Below are 19,511 nucleotides of genomic sequence, written 5' to 3'. Positions count from 1 at the left end.
ACGGACGCCGTCGAAGGGGTCGCGGATGGCGGTGGTTGAGCATGGCCCCGCCCTGACAGCCTCTCATCCGCACGCCGGTCGGTCGACCCGGGCAGCACATCGGAGCAGCGCGTACGTCGAGGCCGCTATCGATCACCGTTTAACGCTGTCTGCCAGACAGTGTCGGACCCAGGGTCTAGAAAGGACGGGACGACCAACGAGGATCGGGGGCGGCATCGTGAGCGGAACGACACCGGTGGCGGAGCAGGTGCGATCGGCCGACGGCACACCCATCGCGTTCGAGCGGTCCGGCGCTGGGCCGGCGGTCGTCCTGGTCGGCGGCGCGTTCAGCGACCGCGGCGCGACCCGTGACCTGGCTGCTGCGCTGGCACCGGATTTCACCGCATTCAGCTATGACCGCCGGGGTCGGGGCTTCAGCGGCGACACCGCACCGTACGAGGTCGGCCGCGAGATCGACGACCTGGCCGCCCTGATCGCGGCGGCGGGTGGTTCCGCCGCCGTCTACGGCATCTCCTCCGGGGCCGTCCTCGCTTCCCTCGCCACCGCGCAGGGCCTGCCGGTGACCAGGCTGGTCATGTTCGAGCCACCGTTCCAGGTCGGCACGCACGTGGGCGTCCGCAAGGACATCACCCCGCAGCTCATCGAGCTGATCGCCGCCGACGACCGGGACGGCGCGGTGGAGACCTTCCTCAGCGCCTCTGTGGGGTTGCCGGCCGACCAGGTGACCGGGATGCGGTCGCAACCGATGTGGGGTGGGCTGACGGCAGTCGCGCACACCCTGGTGTACGACTCGATCATCACCGCCGGAGGGCGGCTCCCCGTGGACCGGCTGGCGTCCATCACCGCGCCGACCCTCGGGCTGGACAGCACCGGCAGTCCACAGTGGCTGCGGGACGCGAGTCGGGCAGCGGCCGAGGCGGTCCCGGGCGGTCGGTCCGTCAGCCTCGACGGCGGCTATCACGACGTGCCGCCGACGACGTTGGCGCCCGCGCTGCGCGAGTTCCTGCTCGGTTGACGGGCGGCACTGGGGCACCGTTGACCAGCGCTTCGTCGACCAGGGCCGCTACGGCGTCCAGGGGCCAGGCACCCAGCACGCCGGGCCGGGCCGCCAGGTAGGTGGCGATCCGCTCGGCCGGCCAGCCGTGCGACTCGCTTAGCCCCCGGGCGATCATGCCGAGGTAGACCGGCGCGGGTGGCCGGCACCGTACGGCTGACGCCCCCTCAGGGGCGGTGAAGGTGAGCAGCGGAACGCCGTCGCGGTTGCCCGGGCAGATCAGCGTCTCGTACCGTCCCGGGCCGAGGGTGGCCCGTCCGTTGGCGACGGCGGCGTCGATGGCCGCGCCGGTCGCCGGGATCAGGTCGGCGGTGTCGCCCGGGGGGCGGTACATCTCCTGGGCCGCGATGTCGGTGAACTGCTCCAGGGTGACCAGGTAGGCGCGGGCCGCGGCCTGGCCTGGCAGCTGCGGGTCGTAGAAGGCCATGCCGCCGGTCCAGGCACCGGATTCGCCGGCGAAGTAGATGCCGCCGGGCAGCGACACCGGTGCCGACCGGCTCGGTGGACGCCGGTCGCGGCAGCCCGGGTACGTCCGCTTTCCGCCGGGTGGGCAGCCGCCATCGATGTACCAGGCCAGCCGGGCGGCGTGCATGTTCGAGCCGTACGAGACGTACCAGACCAGCATGACGCGCTCAGAAGCCGCAGGTCTGCCCGGCGGAGTGGCTCACCTGCACGGTGTGGGTCACGCAGCCGCCGGCCTCGACCGCGTGCAGCAGGAAGGCGGTGGGCTCGGTGACCCAACCGATCTGCTCGTCGGCGCTCATGGTGAGCGTGCTCTGCTTCCACGTGCTGGGTGCCACGGTGAGGACCGTGCCGGCGTACGCCGTGGTGACCGGGCGGTGCAGGTGGCCGGCGCCGACCCGCACGACGTGCCGGTGTCGACCGATCACCTCGGCGAGCGCGTCCCCGTCGGCGAGTCGGATGGAGTCCGCGGCGGGGATGCCGACCGCGACCGGTGGGTGGTGCAGGAAGACCAGGGCAGGCACCTCGGGCCGCCCGGCCAGCACCCCGTCGAGCCAGCCGAGCTGTTCCTCGCCGAGTTGGCCGCCGTCGCTGCCGGGGACGAGCGAGTCGAGCACCACGACGGTCGCGGCCTCGTGGTCGACGTGGTAGTAGGCCGAGAAGCCGCCGCCGAGCCACGGTGTGCCCCCGAACGCGTCGAGCAGGGACTCCCGGCCGTCATGGTTGCCGGTGGCCAGGTGCACGGGCAGCGGGAACCGGCCGATCACCTCGCGCAGCGCCGCGTACTCGTCGGGCTGGCCGTGGTCGACCAGGTCGCCGCTGATCACCACGCAGTCCGGTCGGGGTCGTAACGCCAGCACCCGGCCGAGCGCTCGGTGCAACCCGGCGGCCGGTTCGGCGGCGAGCAGGCCGGTGGTCAGGTGCGGGTCACTGAGCTGGGCGATGAGCATGGCTCGCCTCCTCGGCGCCGGGGTGCTCCACGCTATCGCCAGGGCCGGCATTCCGTGGGGCACGCGTCCACAGGCTGCGTCCACAGCCTGTGGATAGCACGTGTGTACGAAGCCGGGTCGGTCCCGGCCGCCGTGAGTACGCTTGATCGAGCGGTTCGGCGTCGGCCGGGCCCCTCCCCTACCTGGAACGACGTGCGAGTGGATCATCAGCGAGTCATCCGTGACGTCACCGTCCGCCTGCCGATGGCGTCGAGCACGCCGGAGGCGTGTCGGTGGACGGTCACCGCGCTGTCCCGCCACACCCCGGCGACCATCTCCGTGCTGCTCGCGGTCCACGACCGCCTGCGCTGCGTCGCGGCAACCGGGGCGTGGCAGGTCTTCGCCACCGTGCCGGCACGGACCGGCATCGTCGGCCGGGTGTACGCGACCGGCGCTCCCGCTGTCGTCCCGGACGTCACAGTCGACCCGGACTACCTGCCGGTCCGCCCGGATGTGACCGCCGAGCTGTGCGTACCGGTCCTGGACCCGACGGGCCGGGCGATCGGCGTACTCGACCTGCAGTGGAGTGAGCCGACCGACCTGGAGCCGTGGCGGGAGACCGCGCAGCGGCTGGCCGACGGGCTCGGTGCGCGGATCACCGCCCTCGGTGGCCCACCGGAGGAGAGCCGCAGTGAGAAGCTGCTTCGCCACGCGGCGGCGCTCTCCTCCGCGCCGACCGAGGGGGAGGTGATGGGGGCGGCGGCCCGCGCCGCCCGGGAGGTCTCCACGCTCTCCACCGCACTGCTGCTGATCGGCGGGCAGCTCGGCCCGTCCCCGGCGACGCCGAGCGACCTGGAGACCCGGATCCGCGCCGAGTTGGCTGCGGCGGGTCCGGCCGCCCTGGACCGGATGGTCGAGCGGGCACACCGGTACGGCGCCGGGTACACGCTGGGCGAGGCCGGGCACCCCCCGACCGAGGACTACCGTCCGCTGACCCGGGCGGGGGTACGCACGCTGGTCGCGGTGCCGGTCGGGCCGACGGACGCCGGTGGGGTGCTGCTGGTTGCCGACGAACGGGCGCTGCGTCCGGACCCGACCACTGTCAGCCTGATGGAGTTGCTCGCCGGGCAGGCGTGGACGAGCGTGGACCGACTACGCACGCTGACCCGGCTGCGGGAGCAGGCCAGCTCCGACCCGCTGACCGGGTTGCGGCACACCGGCCCGTTCGGGCAGCGGATCGCGGCGGCCACCCCCGGGCGTACGGCCCTGCTGGCCATCGACGTGGACGGCTTCAAGACCGTCAACGACACGTACGGCCACCAGGCCGGTGACCGGGTGCTGGTCGGGTTGGCCCGGGCGTTGGAGGGGGCGCTGCGGCACGGCGACGAGTTGTACCGGATCGGCGGCGACGAGTTCGTGGCGGTGATCGAGGTGAGCCGTCCGGAGGAGGCGGTCCGGATCGCCGAACGGCTGACCGAGGCGGCCCGACGCATCGGCCGCACGATCAGCGTGGGCGTCGCCCTGCCCCGCCCGGGCGAAACCCCCGACCGCACACTGAAAAGGGCCGACCAGGCCCTCTACGCGGTGAAACGCCAGGGCCGAGACGGCGTCCTGCTCTCCGCCGCGTAACAGCGCCGACCCCGCGCCCGCGCCGACCCCCGCGCCGATCTTGCACATTCGGTCGTCGTTTTGTCGCTCTGATCCCTTATGCCGGCGCAGAAAGTGCAAGATCGCCGCAGCGGGGGTGGGGCGCGGGCTGGCGCGGGGCGGCTAGGGGGTGCGGAGTTCCTTGGCTAGGAGTTCGGCGATCTGGGCGGTGTTGAGGGCCGCGCCCTTGCGGAGGTTGTCGCCGGTCACGAAGAAGTCCAGAGCCCGGGGGTCGTCGAGCGCACGGCGGATCCGACCGACCCAGGACGGGTCGGTGCCGACTGCGTCGATCGGCATCGGGAACTCCCCGGCCGCCGGGTCGTCGACCAGGATCACCCCGGGGGCGTTGCGCAGCGCCTCGCGGGCGCCCTCGGCGTCGACCTCGGTGGCGAAGACCGCGTGCACCGCGACCGAGTGGGCGGTGACCACCGGCACCCGGACGCAGGTGGCGGAGACCTTGAGGTCGGGGAGGCCGAGGATCTTGCGCGACTCGTTGCGGATCTTCATCTCTTCCGATGACCAGCCGCTGTCCGCCGGGGAGCCGGCCCAGGGCACCACGTTGAGCGCCATGGGTGCCGGGAACGGGCCCAGGTCGTCGCCGACCGCCTGGCGTACGTCGCCGGTGCGCGAGCCGAGCGCCCGATCGCCGGCGACCTTGGTGAGCTGGTCGTGCAGGATGTCGACGCCGGACTGACCGGCTCCGGAGACCGCCTGGTAGGAGGCGAGCACAAGCTCTCGCAGGCCGTACTCACGGTGCAGCGGCGCGACCGCGACGATCATCGCGAGGGTGGTGCAGTTGGCGTTGGCGATGATGCCCCGGGGCCGGTTGCGGACCTGCTCGGGGTTGATCTCCGGAACGACCAGCGGGACGTCGCGGTCCATCCGGAACGCGCCGGAGTTGTCGACAGCGATCGCGCCACGGGAGACGGCGATGGGTGCCCACTCGGCGGAGACCTCGTCGGGCACGTCAAACATGGCCACTTGGACCCCGTCGAACGCCTCGGGGGTCAGCGCCTGGACGACGAGTTCCTCGCCCCGGCAGCGCACCCGGCGCCCGACGGAACGCTCGGAGGCGAGCAGCCGGATCTCACCCCAGACGTTGCGCCGCCCGGTGAGCAGCTCACACATCACGGTGCCGACGGCACCTGTCGCTCCGACCACTGCGAGGGTGGGCAGCGCCGTCATCGGCGCTACCTACCCGTCCCCGCGTAGACGACGGCTTCGCTGTCGCCGCCCAGCTCGAACGCGTCGTGGATGGCGCGGACGGCGGCGTCGAGGTCGGTGTCCCGGCAGACCACGGAGACCCGGATCTCGGAGGTGGAGATCATCTCAATGTTGACCCCGGCCGCGCCGAGCGCGGCGAAGAAGCCGGCCGCCACCCCGGGGTGCGAGCGCATGCCCGCGCCGATCAGTGAGACCTTGCCGACGTGGTCGTCGTAGAGCAGGCCCTTGAACTTGACCGGCTCCTGGATCTTGCTGAGCGCGGCCATCGCGGTGGGGCCGTCGGCCTTGGGCAGGGTGAACGAGATGTCCGTCCGGCCGGTGCCCTCGGTGGAGACGTTCTGCACGATCATGTCGATGTTGATCTCGGCGCCGGCGACGGTGTCGAAGATCCGCGCGGCGGCACCCGGCTCGTCGGGCACCCCGACGATCGTGATCTTGGCCTCGCTGCGGTCGTGCGCGACCCCGGTGATCAGTGCCTGCTCCACGGAAAGGTCCTCCATCGATCCGGTGACCATCGTGCCGGTGTTGGTCGAGTATGACGAACGGACGTGGATCGGCAACCCCGCCCGCCGGGCGTACTCCACGCTACGCAGGTGCAGCACCTTCGCGCCGCAGGCGGCCAGCTCCAACATCTCCTCGTAGGTGATGTGCTGGATGTGCCGGGCGTTGGGCACGATCCGCGGGTCGGCGGTGAAGATGCCGTCCACGTCGGTGTAGATCTCGCAGACGTCGGCGTGCAGGGCGGCGGCGAGCGCCACGGCGGTGGTGTCCGAACCACCGCGGCCCAGCGTGGTGACGTCCTTGGTGTCCTGCGAGACGCCCTGGAAGCCGGCCACGATGACCACCGACCCCTCGTCGAGCGCGCCCTTGAGCCGCCCTGGGGTGACGTCGATGATCCGGGCGCGGCCGTGCACCGAGGTGGTGATCACGCCGGCCTGCGAACCGGTGAACGAGCGTGCTTCGTACCCCAGGTTGTGGATGGCCATGGCCAGCAGGGCCATGGAGATCCGCTCCCCGGCGGTGAGCAGCATGTCCAGTTCGCGGCCCGGCGGCAGCGGGCTGACCTGGTTGGCCAGGTCGAGCAGCTCGTCGGTGGTGTCGCCCATCGCGGAGACCACCACCACCACGTCGTCGCCGGCCTTGCGGGCGGCGACGATGCGCTCGGCCACCCGCTTGATCCGCTCGGCGTTGGCGACGGAGGACCCGCCGTACTTCTGCACCACGAGTGCCACGACGGTGCACTCCCTCCCAGCGACCCTGAGCGTGCCGACGCCGCCGGAACCGGGGCCGGCGGCGCGTGTCAGACCCCATGAGGGTATCCGGCAGGTAACGACGCCGGGTCAGGTGATCCCACCATCCGGCCCGCCCGGGACCGGCCGGGCCGCTCCCACCAGGTCGGATGGGTACGCGGAAACGCCCGGTCCGACACGCCGGGACGAGCCGGGTACGCGTCGGCACCCACCGACCGCCCGCACCCACCAGAATGGGCCGGTGCCCGTCCTCACCCGCTCGGCCGGCCGCGTGCTCGGGCCGCTCGTCCTCGCCCTGCCGGCACTCCTGGTCGCCTGCACCAGTGAGCAGCCACCGGCTCCGCCGCCCGCCGATCCGGGGCCGGTCGAGGTGGACGCCGCCCGGGATGAGCTGGCCGCGCTGGCCGCGGCAGCTCAGGACCGTCACCTGGTGGCCCAGTACGTCTACAGCCAGGCGGGTCAACCGGATCGCACCATCGTGTTCACCAGCGCGAACGACGGCAGCTGGCGGGTCGACGTGCCGGGAGGCGCGTTGGGTGGCACCGCCGACGTCTCGATGGCCGGCACGGCCGACGGGCTGTTCCAGTGCGCCCTGCCGTCGGCCGGTCACAGCGAGTCGGCGAGCTGCGTACGCCTGGGTGATCGCGACGACGTGGTGCCACGCCGGTCGGACCCTCGGGTCCAGCACCTGCTCACCGACTGGCTGGACGTGCTCACCGACCGACGCGCCCCCTTGGCGGTCGCCCCGGCCAACGCGCCGGAGGGCCTCAACGGCACCTGCTACTCGGTGGACTCCACCTCGGCGTCGCTCAACGCCCCGCTGGATGTGGGCATCTACTGCTACGACGGGGACGGCACGCCGACCGGCGTCCGAACCGCGGCCGGGACGCTGAGACTGGCCGCCCCGCCCGCCCCGGCGCCGGCCACCGTGCAGCTGGCCGGCCCGGTGGTGGTCGACCGGGAACCGCTCGACACCGCGGCGCCACCGACCCCGGACCCGTCGGAGAGCCCGGGCGCGGGAACGTCCTGATCTTCGTCCCGTTACGGGTGCTCTTGCCCACATTCGACCACCCCCTCCTGAGGGGCGAATCACCCATACAGGACGATCCGACGTATGGCCGATCTCACCCCGCTGCTCGCCTACCGCTGGAGTCCGCGAGCCTTCGACCCGAGCGCCGAGCTGGCTCCGGAGGAATCCGCCTCGCTCCTTGAGGCCGCCCGCTGGGCCCCGTCGGCGGAGAACGGGCAGCCCTGGCGGTTCGCCCTCGGCCACCGCGACGACGAGACCTGGAAACGGATCCTGATCAGCCTCCCGGTCGACGACCAGAACTGGATCCGGCACGCAGCGACCCTGGTGGTCGGTGCCCACACCGGCCTCGACACCGAGCGGGCCGCGTACGACCTGGGCCAGGCGATCGCCCACCTGACAGTGCAGGCCACCGCGCTCGGGCTGCACGTGCACCAGCTCACCCGGTTCGACCGGGCCGGCCTCTCCACCGAGCTCGACCTGCCCGGCGGCGTCCGCCCGTTGGTGGTCGCCGCCGTCGGCCGGCTCGGGGACCCGTTCGCTCTCCCGACCGAGCTGCGAGCCCGGGAGACCGGCCTGCGTCGCCGCCGTCCGGTCGCCGACCTGCTGCTGCGCTGAGCGGGCTCACCCGCCCCGGCTGGCCCGGAGGAGGACCGCCGCGGCGTCGGTGTTGCGGTACAGGACGTGCCGACCCTCGCGGGACCGGGACACCAGGCCGGCGCCGTGCAGCGCGGCCAGGTGCTGGGAGACGTTTCCGGCGGACATCCCGGTGAGTCGGGCCAGGTCGGTGGTGGTCAGCGCCGTCTCGAGCAGGTGCAGCAGCGCGGTCCGGCCCGGCCCGATCACCCGTGCCAGTGGGTCCCCGGGTGGCGGCGCGGTCGCCTCCCAGAGCGTCCCGACGGCACGGACCGGATACGCGCCGACCGGCAGCGAATCCTCCAGCAGGTTCCACAGCACGTGCTGCTCGGTGAACACCGTTGGGTTCAGCGCCAGCCCGCGGCCGCGGAGGTCGAAGTCCCGCTCGAACGTGTCGTCGCTGATCACCCGGTCGCCGTGCCAGTGCAGGCTCGGGTGGAGCTGCTCGAAGAACCGACCGGCGCCGTTCTCGGCGAGCTGCGCGGCCCGGTACGCCACGTCGGCGTCGAGCAGCGCCCGCATCCGCGGCCAGTCCGGGGCGATCGCCTCGTCGTACCAGACCCGCACCGCCTCGACGACCTGCGGCAGCAGCCCGCCGGGGTCGGCGAGCAGCGCCCGTCCGAACGGGCTCAGCGGTTTTTGCCAGGTGGTCGACAGCAGGTCCTGGACCACCACGGCCGGCGGCGTCGCGGCGATCTGGTCGAGCTGCTCGGCCATCTCCACGTTCGGTCGGGCCGCCGGGGTGAGGAAGTCGGGCAGCCAGCGACCCGGCACGACCAACCCCACCAGAGGTCGGACCCGGTCGGCCACCTCGGGACGACGCAACGTCACCCGGGCCCGGTCGACCCAGGGCAGGTGTACCGCGTAGCGGATCGGGTTGGCCAGCGCCCACATGCTCATGACCGTCTCGTTGGCCGGTGACACGGCGAGGCGTACTCCCGCCACGTCGGCCAGGCTGAACCGCAACTCGGACACACGCCCCCCAGGAGCAGGATTCGGTCCAGCCTAAAAGACTCGACCAAGGTCACGGGGACCGGATTCACTCCCCGACCATGGGGACCAGAGAAACCATCCGCACCGCCGTCCGAGACGTCATACCGCCGGCCGGGCTGACCCGCGCCCTGGCCGTGCAGGCCATGGTCTACGCCGTGGGCAGCGGGCTGTTCCACGCCGGCAGCGCCGTCTTCTTCACCCGGGCGCTCGGGCTCAGCGCCGCCCAGGTGGGGCTCGGGCTGTCGATCGCGGCGGGGGTGTCGCTGCTGGGCACGGTGCCGCTGGGTGGGCTCACCGACCGGTACGGACCGCAGCGGGTCTGGGTGGTGGGGCTGGTGCTGAACGCGGCGCTCTTCGCGACCTACCCGTTCGTGGGCGGCTTCGCCGGTTTCCTCGCCGTGGTGGTGGCGCTGGCCGCCGTGGACGCCGCTGTCGGCGTGGCCCGACAGGTCTACTCGATCAACGCGCTCCCGCCGGCCGAACGGGTCACCGCGATGGCGTACCAGCGCTCGTCGCTGAACGTCGGCTTCGGGCTCGGCGCGGTGATCAGCGGCCTGGTGCTGGCGGTGGACACGATCACGGCGTACCGGGGAATGGTCTGGTTCATCTCGACGGTCTTCCTCGTGACGGCCCTCTTCGTGCGGCGCCTGCCCCGGCTGCCGCAGGTGGCCCGACCGGCGGAGCCGATGAGTCGGCTCGCCGTGCTGCGGGACCGGCCGTTCATGGCGGTGTCAGTGCTGTCCGGGCTGCTCACCGCGCACGGGGTGCTCTACCTGACGGTCATGCCGCTCTGGATCCTCACCCACACCGACGCCCCGAAGACGATGATCGCCGGGCTGGTGCTGCTCAACACGATCCTGATCGTGCTGCTCCAGGTGCGTGTCAGCCGGGGCGCGGACACCGCGGCGGGCGCGGCCCGGGCCTCTCGCCGGGGCGGGCTGCTGATCGCCCTGTTCTGTCTGGTTCTGCCGATCTCCGGGGTCACCAGGGGCCTGCTGACCGTCGCGGTGCTGGTGGCTGCCGCCATGTTGCTGATCCTGGCCGAGCTGATCGAGTCGGCGGGCAGTTGGGGGCTCACCGCCACCCTGCCGCCGGCCGACCAGCGCGGTGCCTACGTGGGGGCGCTCGGACTCGGCGTGCAGGTCCAGTACCTGATCGCGCCGGCAGGGCTGACCGCGCTCGGGGTGACCACCGGCGGGTGGGGTTGGTTACCGACGGCAGCGATCTTCGTGCTGGTAGCGGTGGCGATCGTGCCCGCGGTGGCCTGGGCGCAACGGACGCCGAGGCTGGGTGCCGAGGCCGCAGAGCCGGCCATGACTCCGGTCCCATAGTCCGGACCTGTCTTTCCACCCCCCGTTCCATCACGTAGGGTGACCTGGTCATGTGGCAGGCGCTTCTCCTCCTTAGCCGCCGCGACGAGGCCTGACCGGCCGGCACCTCGTCGCGGAGTCGCATCGCGCCGTCCAGCACATCCGAACTTCCTCTCGGCACCGCCGCGCACCGTCGCCCGGCATCTCGCCGACACCTTCCGATCTGCTGACGCCACATGTTCCAGGGAGCACTCTGAGATGGCTCAACCTGTCACCGACGCTGATACCGATCCGATCGCCCGGCAACGCCCGAGCCGGATGCCGTACCACCGTTACCAGCCGTACCAGGAGCAGTTCCGCGTCGAACTGCCGGACCGCACCTGGCCCACCCGCGCCGTCGAGGCCGCCCCCCGCTGGTGCGCCGTGGATCTCCGCGACGGCAACCAGGCCCTGATCGACCCGATGTCGCCCGAGCGCAAGCGCCGGATGTTCCAGCTGCTGGTCCAGATGGGCTACAAGGAGATCGAGGTCGGCTTCCCGTCGGCCAGCCAGACCGACTTCGACTTCGTCCGGCAGCTCATCGAAGACGACATGATCCCGGACGACGTCACCATCCAGGTGCTCACGCAGTGCCGGGAGCACCTGATCGACCGGACGTTCGAGTCGCTGCGCGGGGCGAAGCGGGCCATCGTGCACTTCTACAACTCGACCTCCACCCTCCAGCGGCGGGTGGTCTTCGGCCTGGACCGGGACGGCATCGCCGACATCGCCACCACCGGCGCTCGTCTCTGCCAGAAGTACGCGGAGATCCACACCCCGGACACGGAGATCTTCTACGAGTACTCGCCGGAGTCCTACACGGGCACCGAGCTGGAGTACGCGCTGGAGGTCTGCTCCCGGGTGATCGACGTGATCGACCCGACCCCGGACCGGCCGCTGATCATCAACCTGCCGGCCACCGTCGAGATGGCCACCCCCAACGTGTACGCCGACTCGATCGAGTGGATGCACAGGCACCTGCCGCGCCGGGACAGCGTGGTGCTGAGCCTGCACCCGCACAACGACCGGGGCACCGGTGTGGCCGCCGCCGAGCTGGGCCTGCTCGCCGGCGCGGACCGCATCGAGGGCTGCCTGTTCGGCAACGGTGAGCGCACCGGCAACGTCGACCTGGTGACCCTGGGGCTCAACATCTTCTCCCAGGGCATCGACCCGATGATCGACTTCTCGAACATCGACGAGATCCGGCGAGCCGTCGAGTACTGCAACCAGCTGCCGGTGCACGAGCGGCACCCGTACGCGGGCGACCTGGTCTACACCGCCTTCTCCGGCTCGCACCAGGACGCGATCAAGAAGGGCTTCGACGCCCTCGCCGCCGACGCGAAGGCGGCCGGCGTACCGGTGGACGAGCACACCTGGGCGGTGCCGTACCTGCCGATCGACCCGAAGGACCTGGGCCGCACCTACGAGGCCGTCATCCGGGTCAACTCGCAGTCCGGCAAGGGCGGCGTCGCGTACATCATGAAGAGCGAGCACCAGCTGGACCTGCCGCGCCGGCTCCAGATCGAGTTCTCCGGAGTGGTGCAGCAGGTCACCGACCACGACGGCGGCGAGGTCGACCCGGCCGCCATGTGGGAGATCTTCGCGACGCACTATCTGCTCGACCACCAGCCCGACCCGGCGGTCCGGCTGGCCGGCTACACGATCGGCACGGCCGACGGCAAGGTCGAGATCGAGGCCCAGGTCGGTGTGGGCGGCGAGCAGCGGTCCCTCGCCGCGGTCGGCAACGGCCCGATCGACGCGTACGTCAACGCGCTCCAGTCGGTAGGGGTGGGTGTGCGGGTGCTCGACTACCACGAGCACGCGCTCTCCTCCGGTGGTGACGCGCAGGCCGCCGCGTACGTGGAGTGTGAGGTGGACGGGAAGACGGTCTGGGGTGTCGGCACCGACGCCAACATCGTCACCGCGTCGATCAAGGCGGTCACCAGCGCCGTCAACCGCGCCCGCCGCTGACCTTCGCGCGACACCCCCGAGGTGGATCTCTACTTCGGGGGTGTCGCGGCGGGCAGCGAGTGGCAGGGCTGGGACGGCGGTGCTTCCCGGGGCGGCCGGTGGACCAGCACGAGCGCCAGCACCGCGCCGGCCACGAGCAGCCCGGCGCACCACTCCATCGCGGCCCGGAACGCGTCGGTCAGCTCGGCCTTCTGCTCGTACCCGCCGCCGGAGAGCCCGACCAGCAGCGGCAGCGCCGCCACCGCGAGCAGGCCGCCGGCCCGGGACGCGGCGTTGTTGAACCCGCTGGCCACCCCGGAGAACCGGTCCTGCACGGCGGCCAGCACCGACGCGGTCAGCGGCGCCACCACCAGGGTCAGCCCGATGCCGAAGAGCAGCACCCCGGGCAGCACGTCCCGCCAGTACGACGCGCCCGGTCCGACGCCGCGCAGCAGCAGCAGACCGACAGCGGCGACCACCGGTCCGATGGCGAGCGGCAGCCGGGGGCCGATCCGCGCCGACAGCGCACCGGCCCGCGCGGACCCGACCAGCAGCAGCACTGTCATCGGCAGCAACGCGATGCCGGTGCGGAAGGCCGACCACTCGACGACGTTCTGCAGGTAGACGGCGAAGAAGAAGGTGAAGCCGCCGAGCGCCGCGTAGACGACCACTGTGAAGAGGTTCAGCACCGAGAAGAGTCGGCTGCTGAACAGCCCGGTGGGCAGCATCGCGGCGTCGCCGCGCCGCCGCTCCAGCAGGACGAAGGCCACTGCGGAGAGCACCCCGACCGCTGCCGCGATCAGCACCTCGGCGGAGTCGAACCCGCGGGCCGGCGCGTCGATCAGGGCGTAGGTGACGCCGGCGAGCGCGAGCGCTCCGAGCAGGGCTCCGGCGACGTCGAACCGCCGTCGGGCCCGACCCCGCCCCTGGGTCCGGGAGGCGCTCTCGTCCCGGCTCTCCGGCACCCAGCGCAGGGCGGCCAGCAGCACCAGCACGGCGATCGGCAGGTTGAGGAAGAAGATCCAGCGCCAGGAGAGCGTGTCGATCAGCCAGCCCCCGATGAACGGGCCCAGCGCTGTGGACACCCCGGACAGCCCGGCCCAGGCGCCGATGGCCCGGCCCCGGTCGTCGGGGTGGAAGCTCGCCTGGAGGACCGACAGCGACCCGGGCGTGAGCAGCGCGCCACCGGCGCCCTGGAGGAACCGGGCCCCGATCAGCCAACCGGTGCCCTGGGCCAGCCCACACAGAACGGAGGCGGCGGTGAACCAGAGCACGCCGATGAGGAAGATGCGTCGCCGGCCGAAGCGGTCGCCGAGCGCGCCGCCGAGCAGCACGAACGCCGCGAGCATCAGCAGGTAGCCGTTGATGGTCCACTGGAGATCGGCCACGTTCGCGCCGAGGTCCTGGCCGAGTTTCGGCAGCGCCACGTTGACGACGGTGCTGTCGAGGAAGACCATGCCAGAGGCGAGTACGGCGGCGAGCAGCGTGCCCCGGCCGGCGGTGGTGCCCATTCGGAGGGCGGTCGCCGGTACGGGTGCGGTCATCCCACCAATCTGCCTTGCATCATGTGGGAGACGCCACGAAACGCCGAAACCGTGCCCGGGTACTGTGCGCAATCGCCGGGAGCCCCCAAGCTGGAGAGGTGTCGTCTGTGCGTACCAGATCAGGACCGCGAGCGGCGGTGGCCGCGCTTACCGCGGCGCTGGCGCTCGGCGTGGCCGGTTGCGTCCCGCAGGATGAGCCGACCACACCGCCGCCGAGCGACGGTGGCAACGCCGCGGAGCAGTTGAGTCAGCTCACCGTCGCTACCGCCGGCTCGATGAAGGGTTACAGCCGGGAGCGTTTCCCGCACTGGCGGGACACCGGCAAGAACTGCGATGTCCGGGACAGCATCCTCCAACGCGACGGCAAGGAGGTGAAGCTCTCCGGCTGCAACGTGGTCGGTGGGCGCTGGGAGAGCGTGTACGACGGTCGCAGCTTCTCGGATCCCTCCGACGTGGACATCGACCACATGGTGCCGTTGGCCAACGCGTGGCGCTCGGGTGCCGACGAGTGGGACAACGCGAAGCGCGGCGATTTCGCCAACGACACCACTCGTCCGCAGCTTTTCGCGGTTTCCGCCTCGTCGAACCGGGCAAAGGGTGACCAGGACCCGTCCCAGTGGAAGCCGGCAAACCGATCTTACTGGTGCAAATACGCCCAGGACTGGGTGACGGTCAAGCACTACTGGCGGTTGACGGTGACCAGCGCCGAGAAGACCGCCCTGACCGACATGTTGGAGGGCTGTTCAGTGGGGAGCGATTCGTGAGCGCCGCCGGGGAGAGCGGCCCGTCCGCCGCCGGCATGACAGCGGACGGCACCGCCGAGACCCCCGCAGCCGTGCCGGGTGCCGGCATGGTCGCTGACTCCGGGGGCGCGGCCGGCCCGCAGAGCCGCACCACGGACATCGTGCCCGGCCCCGGTGGCGTGATGACCGACGAGGTCGGCGTCGTCACCGGTGACCTGACGCTGCGCACCGAGTACGCGGACGGCACTGTCACAGTGCGGGTGCAGTACAAGGACGCGGACGAGTGGTACGTGGTGACCGGCACGTCGGTCACGCTGGCCGACCCGGCCGGGCTGGACGCGGTGCACGGCGTCGCCGTGGGGCTGCTGAACCGCCCCGAGGGCTGACGAGCGCCGGCACCGCGTCCAGTCTCAGACGTACGAGCCGGGCTCGGTGGGCGCGGAGACCACGCCCGGCGCGTCCCCCTCGCCCTCGGGTCGGACGACCTGCGCGCTGACCCCGTGCGGGCGCAGTTCGCCGCTGGCGATCTGCTCGGCGAAGTGGCAGGCCACCCGGCTGGCGCCGATGTCCCGCAGCACCGGTCGCTCGTCGGCGCAGCGGGTGGGCTGCGCCCACGGGCAGCGGGTGTGGAAGCGGCAGCCCGACGGCGGGTTGGCCGGCGACGGCAGGTCACCGGCGAGCAGGATGCGCTCCCGGCGGTCCTCGACGTCCGGGTCCGGCACCGGCACCGCGGACATCAGCGCCCGGGTGTACGGGTGCAGCGGCTCGGTGTAGAGCCTGTCGCTCGGCGCCTCCTCGACCAGCGCCCCCAGGTACATGACACCGACCGTGTCGGAGATGTGCCGGACCACCGCGAGGTCGTGCGCGATCACCAGGTAGGTCAACCCCAGACTGTCCTGGAGTTCGTCCAGCAGGTTGACCACCTGGGCCTGGATCGACACGTCGAGCGCCGAGACCGGCTCGTCGGCGACGATCAGCTCCGGCCCGAGCACCAGCGCGCGGGCGATGCCGATGCGCTGCCGCTGACCGCCGGAGAACTCGTGCGGGTAGCGGGACAGCGCCCAGCGCGGCAGCCCGACCGCGTCCAAGGTCTCGCCGATGATCCGTCGACGGTCGGTGCGGTCGGTGCCGATCCCGTGGGTCTGCAGGCCCTCGGTCAGGATCGACTCGACGTTCTGCCGGGGGTCGAGGCTGGACATTGGATCCTGGAAGATCATCTGCATCCGCCGACGCATGCTGCGCAGCTTGCCCGCCGGCAGTGTGGTCAGCTCGACGCCGTCGAAGCTGACCTCACCGGCGGTCGGCGGGGTGAGCTGCAGCAGCGCCCGGCCCAGCGTGGACTTGCCGCAACCGGACTCACCCACCAGGCCGTACGTCTTGCCCCGCGCGATGCTCAGGTCGACCCCGTCGACGGCCTTCACCTGGCCGACCACCCGGTCGAAGAGCACCCCCCGCTTGATCGGGAAGTGCACCTTCAGGTCGCGCACCTCGACGAGGATGTCGTTCTCGCTCACGCCAGCACTCCGCTTCGCTCCGCGCTGGCGCGAGACGCCACGCTGCTGTGCCTGATGGTTCGCTCGCTACGCTCGCTCACGCTGATTCCTCCTCGCGCGGGGCGGGCACCATGCCCGGCAGCGGCTCCGGGTTGACGCACCGGTAGCTCCGTCCGTCGTGCGCGTGCACCAACTCGGGCGGCTCACCCACGCACTCGTCGATCCGGCGGGCGCAGCGCGGGGCGAAGGCGCAACCGTCCGGCCAGGGCAGCAGGTCGCGGACCGAACCGGGAATCGGGTTGAGCTTCTCGCCCCGCCCGGCGTCCAGGCGCGGCACCGAGCCGAGCAGACCCACCGTGTACGGGTGACGCGGCTGGCGGAACAGCGGACGACGGCGGGCCGTCTCGACCACCCGGCCGCCGTAGAGCACGTTGACGGTGTCGCACATGCCGGCCACCACGCCCAGATCGTGCGTAATCATCAACAGCGCAGTGCCGGAGTCCCGGACCAGTTCCTTGAGCAGTTCCAGGATCTGGGCCTGGATGGTGACGTCCAGCGCTGTGGTCGGCTCGTCGGCGATCAGCAGGCGGGGCTGGCAGGCCACCGCCATCGCGATGAGCGCACGCTGGCGCATCCCACCGGAAAGCTGGTGCGGGTACTCCTTGAGCCGCCGCTTCGGGTCGGGGATGCCGACCCGGTCCAGCAGCGCCGCCGCCTCCTTCGCCGCGGTCTCGCCCTTCATCCCCCGGTGTCGGGTGAGGACCTCGGTCACCTGCAACCCGATCGGGATCACCGGGTTCAGCGAGGAGAGCGGGTCCTGGAAGATCATCGCGATGTCCCGACCCCGGATGTCCCGCCGCGACCGGTCGTCGAGCTGGAGCAGGTCGGTGCCGTCGAAGACGGCCTTGCCGCCGACCCGGAGGCCAGGTTGCTTGGGCAACAGGCCCATGATCGCGAGCGAGGTGACGCTCTTGCCGCAGCCAGACTCGCCGACCAGGCCGACCACCTCACCGGCGTCGACCGAGAAGGACACTCCGTCGACAGCGTGCACGGCCCGCTGACCGCGGCGGGCGAACGTGACGGAGAGATCTTCAACTTCGAGCAGTGCCATTACTGGCCCTCCGTTCGCGACTGCGGGGCTCGCAAGCTCACTCCTCGCGCTTCACACATGCCGGGCCTACTTCCGCAGCTTCGGGTCGAGGGCCTCGCGCATCGCCTCACCCAGCAGGGTGAAGCCGAGCGCGGTGATGATGATCGCGACCGCCGGGTAGATCGCCAGCGACGGCCGGATGCCGAGGTACTGCTGCGCGTCGGCGAGCATGACCCCCCACTCCGGTACGGCGGTGTCCGGGTTGCCGAGGCCGAGGAAGGAGAGCGCCGCGGCCTCGATGATCGCGGTGGCCAGGGTCAGGGTGGCCTGCACGATCACCGGGGCGAGCGAGTTCGGCACCACGTGGGTCAGCGCGATCTTCGACTTCTTGACGCCGAGCGAGGTCGCCGCCAGCACGTAGTCGCTGTTGGCCTGGGAGATCATCGAGCCGCGCAGCAGCCGGGCGAAGACCGGCACCGAGACCACACCGACCGCGATCATCACGGTGGTCAGGCTGGCCCCGAGCAGGGCGGCGATGCTCACCGCCAGCAGCAGGCTCGGCATCGCCAGCAGCATGTCGATGAAGCGCATCAGGGTGGTGTCGATCCACCGCCCCCACCGGCCACCGAGACCGGCCGCCGCGCCGGAGACGCCACCGATAAGCGCCCCGATCGCCAGACCGATCAGGGTGGAGACCACGCCGACCAGCAGGGTCTGGCGGGCACCCACGATCATCCGGCTGAACTCGTCGCGGCCCTGGTGGTCGTAACCGAACCAGTGGTCACCGGTCGGGCCGGGAATGACACCCGGCTTGATCAGCCCCTCCCGGATGCCGATCGTGTCCGTCGCCGCGTACGGCACGAGGAACGGGCCGACCACCGCGACCAGCACGAAGAGCGCCAGGATGATCGCGCCGACGATCGCGGCCGGGTTGCCGCGCAGCCGGCGGAACGCTTCCTGCCAGAGGCTGACGCCCCGCTCGTCGTCCCGGGCGGCCAGTTCGGAGAGCCGGTCGATCTTTTCGCGCTTCTTCCCTGGGCTGAGTGTCATCGCACCCTCACCCTCGGGTCGATGAAGCTGTAGGAGAGATCGACCAGGAGGTTCACCAACACGTACACCACCGCGATGATCAGGATGAAGCCCATCAGCACCGGATAGTCGCGTTGGCCGATGGCCTCGGCGACGAATGCTCCGATGCCGCTGAAGGCGAAGACGGTCTCGGTCAGCACCGCGCCGGAGAGCAGGCCGCCGGCGAGCAGACCGATCGAGGTGGCGACCGGCAGCATGGCGTTGCGCAGGACGTGCCGGCGACGAACCGTCTGCTCGGTCAGGCCCTTCGCCTCGGCGGTCCGTACGAAGTCCTCGTTCAGCACCTCCAGCACGCTCGCCCGGGTGATCCGGACGATGATCGCCAGCGGGATGCTGGCCAGCGCGATGCTGGGTAGCACCAGATGCCAGAGGGCGTCGGCGGCGGCGTCCCACTCACGGGTCATCAACCCGTCCAGGACGAAGAAGTTGGTGACGCGGGTAGCTCCGAGCGTCGGGTCCTGCCGGCCGCTGGACGGGAACCAGTGCAGGTTCTCCGAGAAGATCGCTTTGAGCACGTAGCCCAGGAAGAAGACCGGGATGCAGATGCCGATCAGCGAGCCGCCCACGGAGGCGTGGTCCAGGAAGCGGCCGCGACGACGGGCGGCCAGATAGCCCAGCGGGATGCCGACGCCGATCGCGATGATCATCGCGGTGATGGTCAGCTCGACGGTCCCGGGGAAGCGCTCGATGAACTCCGTGGTGACCGCCCGCTTGGTGGAGGTCGACGTGCCCAGGTCGAGCTTGATCATCCGCCGTACGAAACGGCCGTACTGCACCAGGATGGGCTCGTCGAGCCCCATGTTGCGGCGGATGGCGGCCCGCATCTCGGGGGTGCCGCGCTCGCCGAGGATGGCGGTCTCGGGGCCGCCGGGGAGACGGCGGAGCCAGATGAAGAGCAGGAGGGAGAGCCCGAACAGCGTGGGTATCAGCTGAAGCAGGCGCCTGACGATGAACCGGAACACGGCGGCCTCGAAGGGGTGCGGAGGGTTGCGGGCGGGCGCTGTGCGACAGCGCCCGCCCGCGTTCCTTGC

Annotated in this window: 18 protein-coding genes; 8 read left to right on the top strand and 10 right to left on the bottom strand. The window is 71.5% G+C overall.

Going from position 1 to position 19,511, the window contains the following annotated elements:
* Window positions 1-217: 217 nt before the first annotated feature.
* A complete protein-coding gene (locus OH804_RS29395) occupies window positions 218-1,015 on the top strand; it encodes an alpha/beta fold hydrolase (RefSeq protein WP_231392448.1) in 798 nt (265 codons plus the stop codon).
* Here OH804_RS29395 and OH804_RS29390 read toward each other — a convergent pair.
* Both OH804_RS29390 and OH804_RS29385 read right to left on the bottom strand, forming a co-directional pair.
* The gene (locus tag OH804_RS29390; protein WP_406060831.1) at window positions 939-1,679 is read right to left on the bottom strand and encodes a histone deacetylase; all 741 of its coding nucleotides are present in this window, start codon (window positions 1,677-1,679) and stop codon (window positions 939-941) included. The two genes, OH804_RS29395 and OH804_RS29390, sit on opposite strands and share 77 nt — an antisense overlap.
* Window positions 1,680-1,686: 7 nt before the next feature.
* Window positions 1,687-2,466 carry a phosphodiesterase gene (locus OH804_RS29385; protein WP_406060829.1) on the bottom strand — a complete coding sequence of 260 codons (780 nt, stop codon included), beginning with the start codon at window positions 2,464-2,466 and terminating at the stop codon, window positions 1,687-1,689.
* Between the two features lie 198 nt (window positions 2,467-2,664).
* On the opposite strand from OH804_RS29385, the gene OH804_RS29380 reads away from it, so the two are divergent.
* Complete coding sequence (locus OH804_RS29380) at window positions 2,665-4,074, top strand: diguanylate cyclase (protein ID WP_406060827.1); 1,410 nt, start codon at window positions 2,665-2,667, stop codon at window positions 4,072-4,074.
* 141 nt (window positions 4,075-4,215) lie between these two features.
* On the opposite strand, the gene OH804_RS29375 is transcribed toward OH804_RS29380, so the two are convergent.
* Window positions 4,216-5,277: an aspartate-semialdehyde dehydrogenase gene (locus OH804_RS29375; protein WP_196920171.1), complete on the bottom strand. Its 1,062-nt coding sequence runs from the start codon at window positions 5,275-5,277 to the stop codon at window positions 4,216-4,218.
* Window positions 5,278-5,282: 5 nt separating this feature from the next.
* Window positions 5,283-6,548 (bottom strand): aspartate kinase, encoded by a 1,266-nt coding sequence (locus OH804_RS29370; RefSeq protein WP_196920172.1) that lies wholly within the window; start codon window positions 6,546-6,548, stop codon window positions 5,283-5,285.
* Between the two features lie 259 nt (window positions 6,549-6,807).
* Between OH804_RS29370 and OH804_RS29365 the strand changes: the two genes are divergently transcribed.
* Complete coding sequence (locus OH804_RS29365) at window positions 6,808-7,596, top strand: hypothetical protein (protein ID WP_406060824.1); 789 nt, start codon at window positions 6,808-6,810, stop codon at window positions 7,594-7,596.
* Between the two features lie 84 nt (window positions 7,597-7,680).
* Window positions 7,681-8,211 carry a nitroreductase family protein gene (locus OH804_RS29360; protein WP_196920174.1) on the top strand — a complete coding sequence of 177 codons (531 nt, stop codon included), beginning with the start codon at window positions 7,681-7,683 and terminating at the stop codon, window positions 8,209-8,211.
* A gap of 6 nt (window positions 8,212-8,217) precedes the next feature.
* Here the strand turns inward: OH804_RS29360 and OH804_RS29355 are convergent, their stop codons facing one another.
* Window positions 8,218-9,204, bottom strand: coding sequence for a DUF5937 family protein (locus OH804_RS29355; protein WP_196920175.1), 987 nt, complete (start codon window positions 9,202-9,204; stop codon window positions 8,218-8,220).
* Window positions 9,205-9,281: 77 nt separating this feature from the next.
* Here OH804_RS29355 and OH804_RS29350 point away from each other — a divergent pair, with 77 nt between their 5' ends.
* Both OH804_RS29350 and leuA read left to right on the top strand, forming a co-directional pair.
* Window positions 9,282-10,553, top strand: coding sequence for an MFS transporter (locus OH804_RS29350; protein WP_406060821.1), 1,272 nt, complete (start codon window positions 9,282-9,284; stop codon window positions 10,551-10,553).
* 237 nt (window positions 10,554-10,790) lie between these two features.
* On the top strand, window positions 10,791-12,542 hold the full coding sequence (leuA, locus tag OH804_RS29345) for a 2-isopropylmalate synthase (protein WP_406060819.1): 1,752 nt from the start codon (window positions 10,791-10,793) through the stop codon (window positions 12,540-12,542).
* Between the two features lie 29 nt (window positions 12,543-12,571).
* On the opposite strand, the gene OH804_RS29340 is transcribed toward leuA, so the two are convergent.
* Window positions 12,572-14,065 (bottom strand): MFS transporter, encoded by a 1,494-nt coding sequence (locus OH804_RS29340; RefSeq protein ID WP_196920178.1) that lies wholly within the window; start codon window positions 14,063-14,065, stop codon window positions 12,572-12,574.
* Between the two features lie 107 nt (window positions 14,066-14,172).
* On the opposite strand from OH804_RS29340, the gene OH804_RS29335 reads away from it, so the two are divergent.
* Complete coding sequence (locus tag OH804_RS29335; RefSeq protein ID WP_196920179.1) at window positions 14,173-14,829, top strand: HNH endonuclease family protein; 657 nt, start codon at window positions 14,173-14,175, stop codon at window positions 14,827-14,829.
* On the top strand, window positions 14,805-15,194 hold the full coding sequence (locus OH804_RS29330) for a hypothetical protein (protein WP_406066718.1): 390 nt from the start codon (window positions 14,805-14,807) through the stop codon (window positions 15,192-15,194). Before OH804_RS29335 ends, OH804_RS29330 begins: the two co-directional genes overlap by 25 nt.
* Window positions 15,195-15,218: 24 nt before the next feature.
* Here OH804_RS29330 and OH804_RS29325 read toward each other — a convergent pair whose 3' ends face one another.
* The 4 genes from OH804_RS29325 to OH804_RS29310 all read right to left on the bottom strand — a co-directional run bounded on the left by OH804_RS29325 (window position 15,219) and on the right by OH804_RS29310 (window position 19,442).
* Window positions 15,219-16,322: an ABC transporter ATP-binding protein gene (locus tag OH804_RS29325; RefSeq protein ID WP_406060816.1), complete on the bottom strand. Its 1,104-nt coding sequence runs from the start codon at window positions 16,320-16,322 to the stop codon at window positions 15,219-15,221.
* 76 nt (window positions 16,323-16,398) lie between these two features.
* Window positions 16,399-17,412: an ABC transporter ATP-binding protein gene (locus OH804_RS29320; RefSeq protein ID WP_196920181.1), complete on the bottom strand. Its 1,014-nt coding sequence runs from the start codon at window positions 17,410-17,412 to the stop codon at window positions 16,399-16,401.
* Between the two features lie 66 nt (window positions 17,413-17,478).
* Complete coding sequence (locus tag OH804_RS29315) at window positions 17,479-18,441, bottom strand: ABC transporter permease (protein ID WP_196920182.1); 963 nt, start codon at window positions 18,439-18,441, stop codon at window positions 17,479-17,481.
* Window positions 18,438-19,442, bottom strand: a complete 1,005-nt coding sequence (locus OH804_RS29310; RefSeq protein WP_124776655.1) for an ABC transporter permease — start codon at window positions 19,440-19,442, stop codon at window positions 18,438-18,440. The genes OH804_RS29315 and OH804_RS29310 overlap by 4 nt, the downstream gene beginning before the upstream one ends.
* Window positions 19,443-19,511 lie beyond the last annotated feature (69 nt).

Origin of the sequence: Micromonospora sp. NBC_00860 (assembly GCF_045207375.1) — a bacterium.
GTDB classification, from domain to species: domain Bacteria; phylum Actinomycetota; class Actinomycetes; order Mycobacteriales; family Micromonosporaceae; genus Micromonospora; species Micromonospora vinacea.
This window is presented reverse-complemented; position numbering and strand designations above follow the sequence as displayed.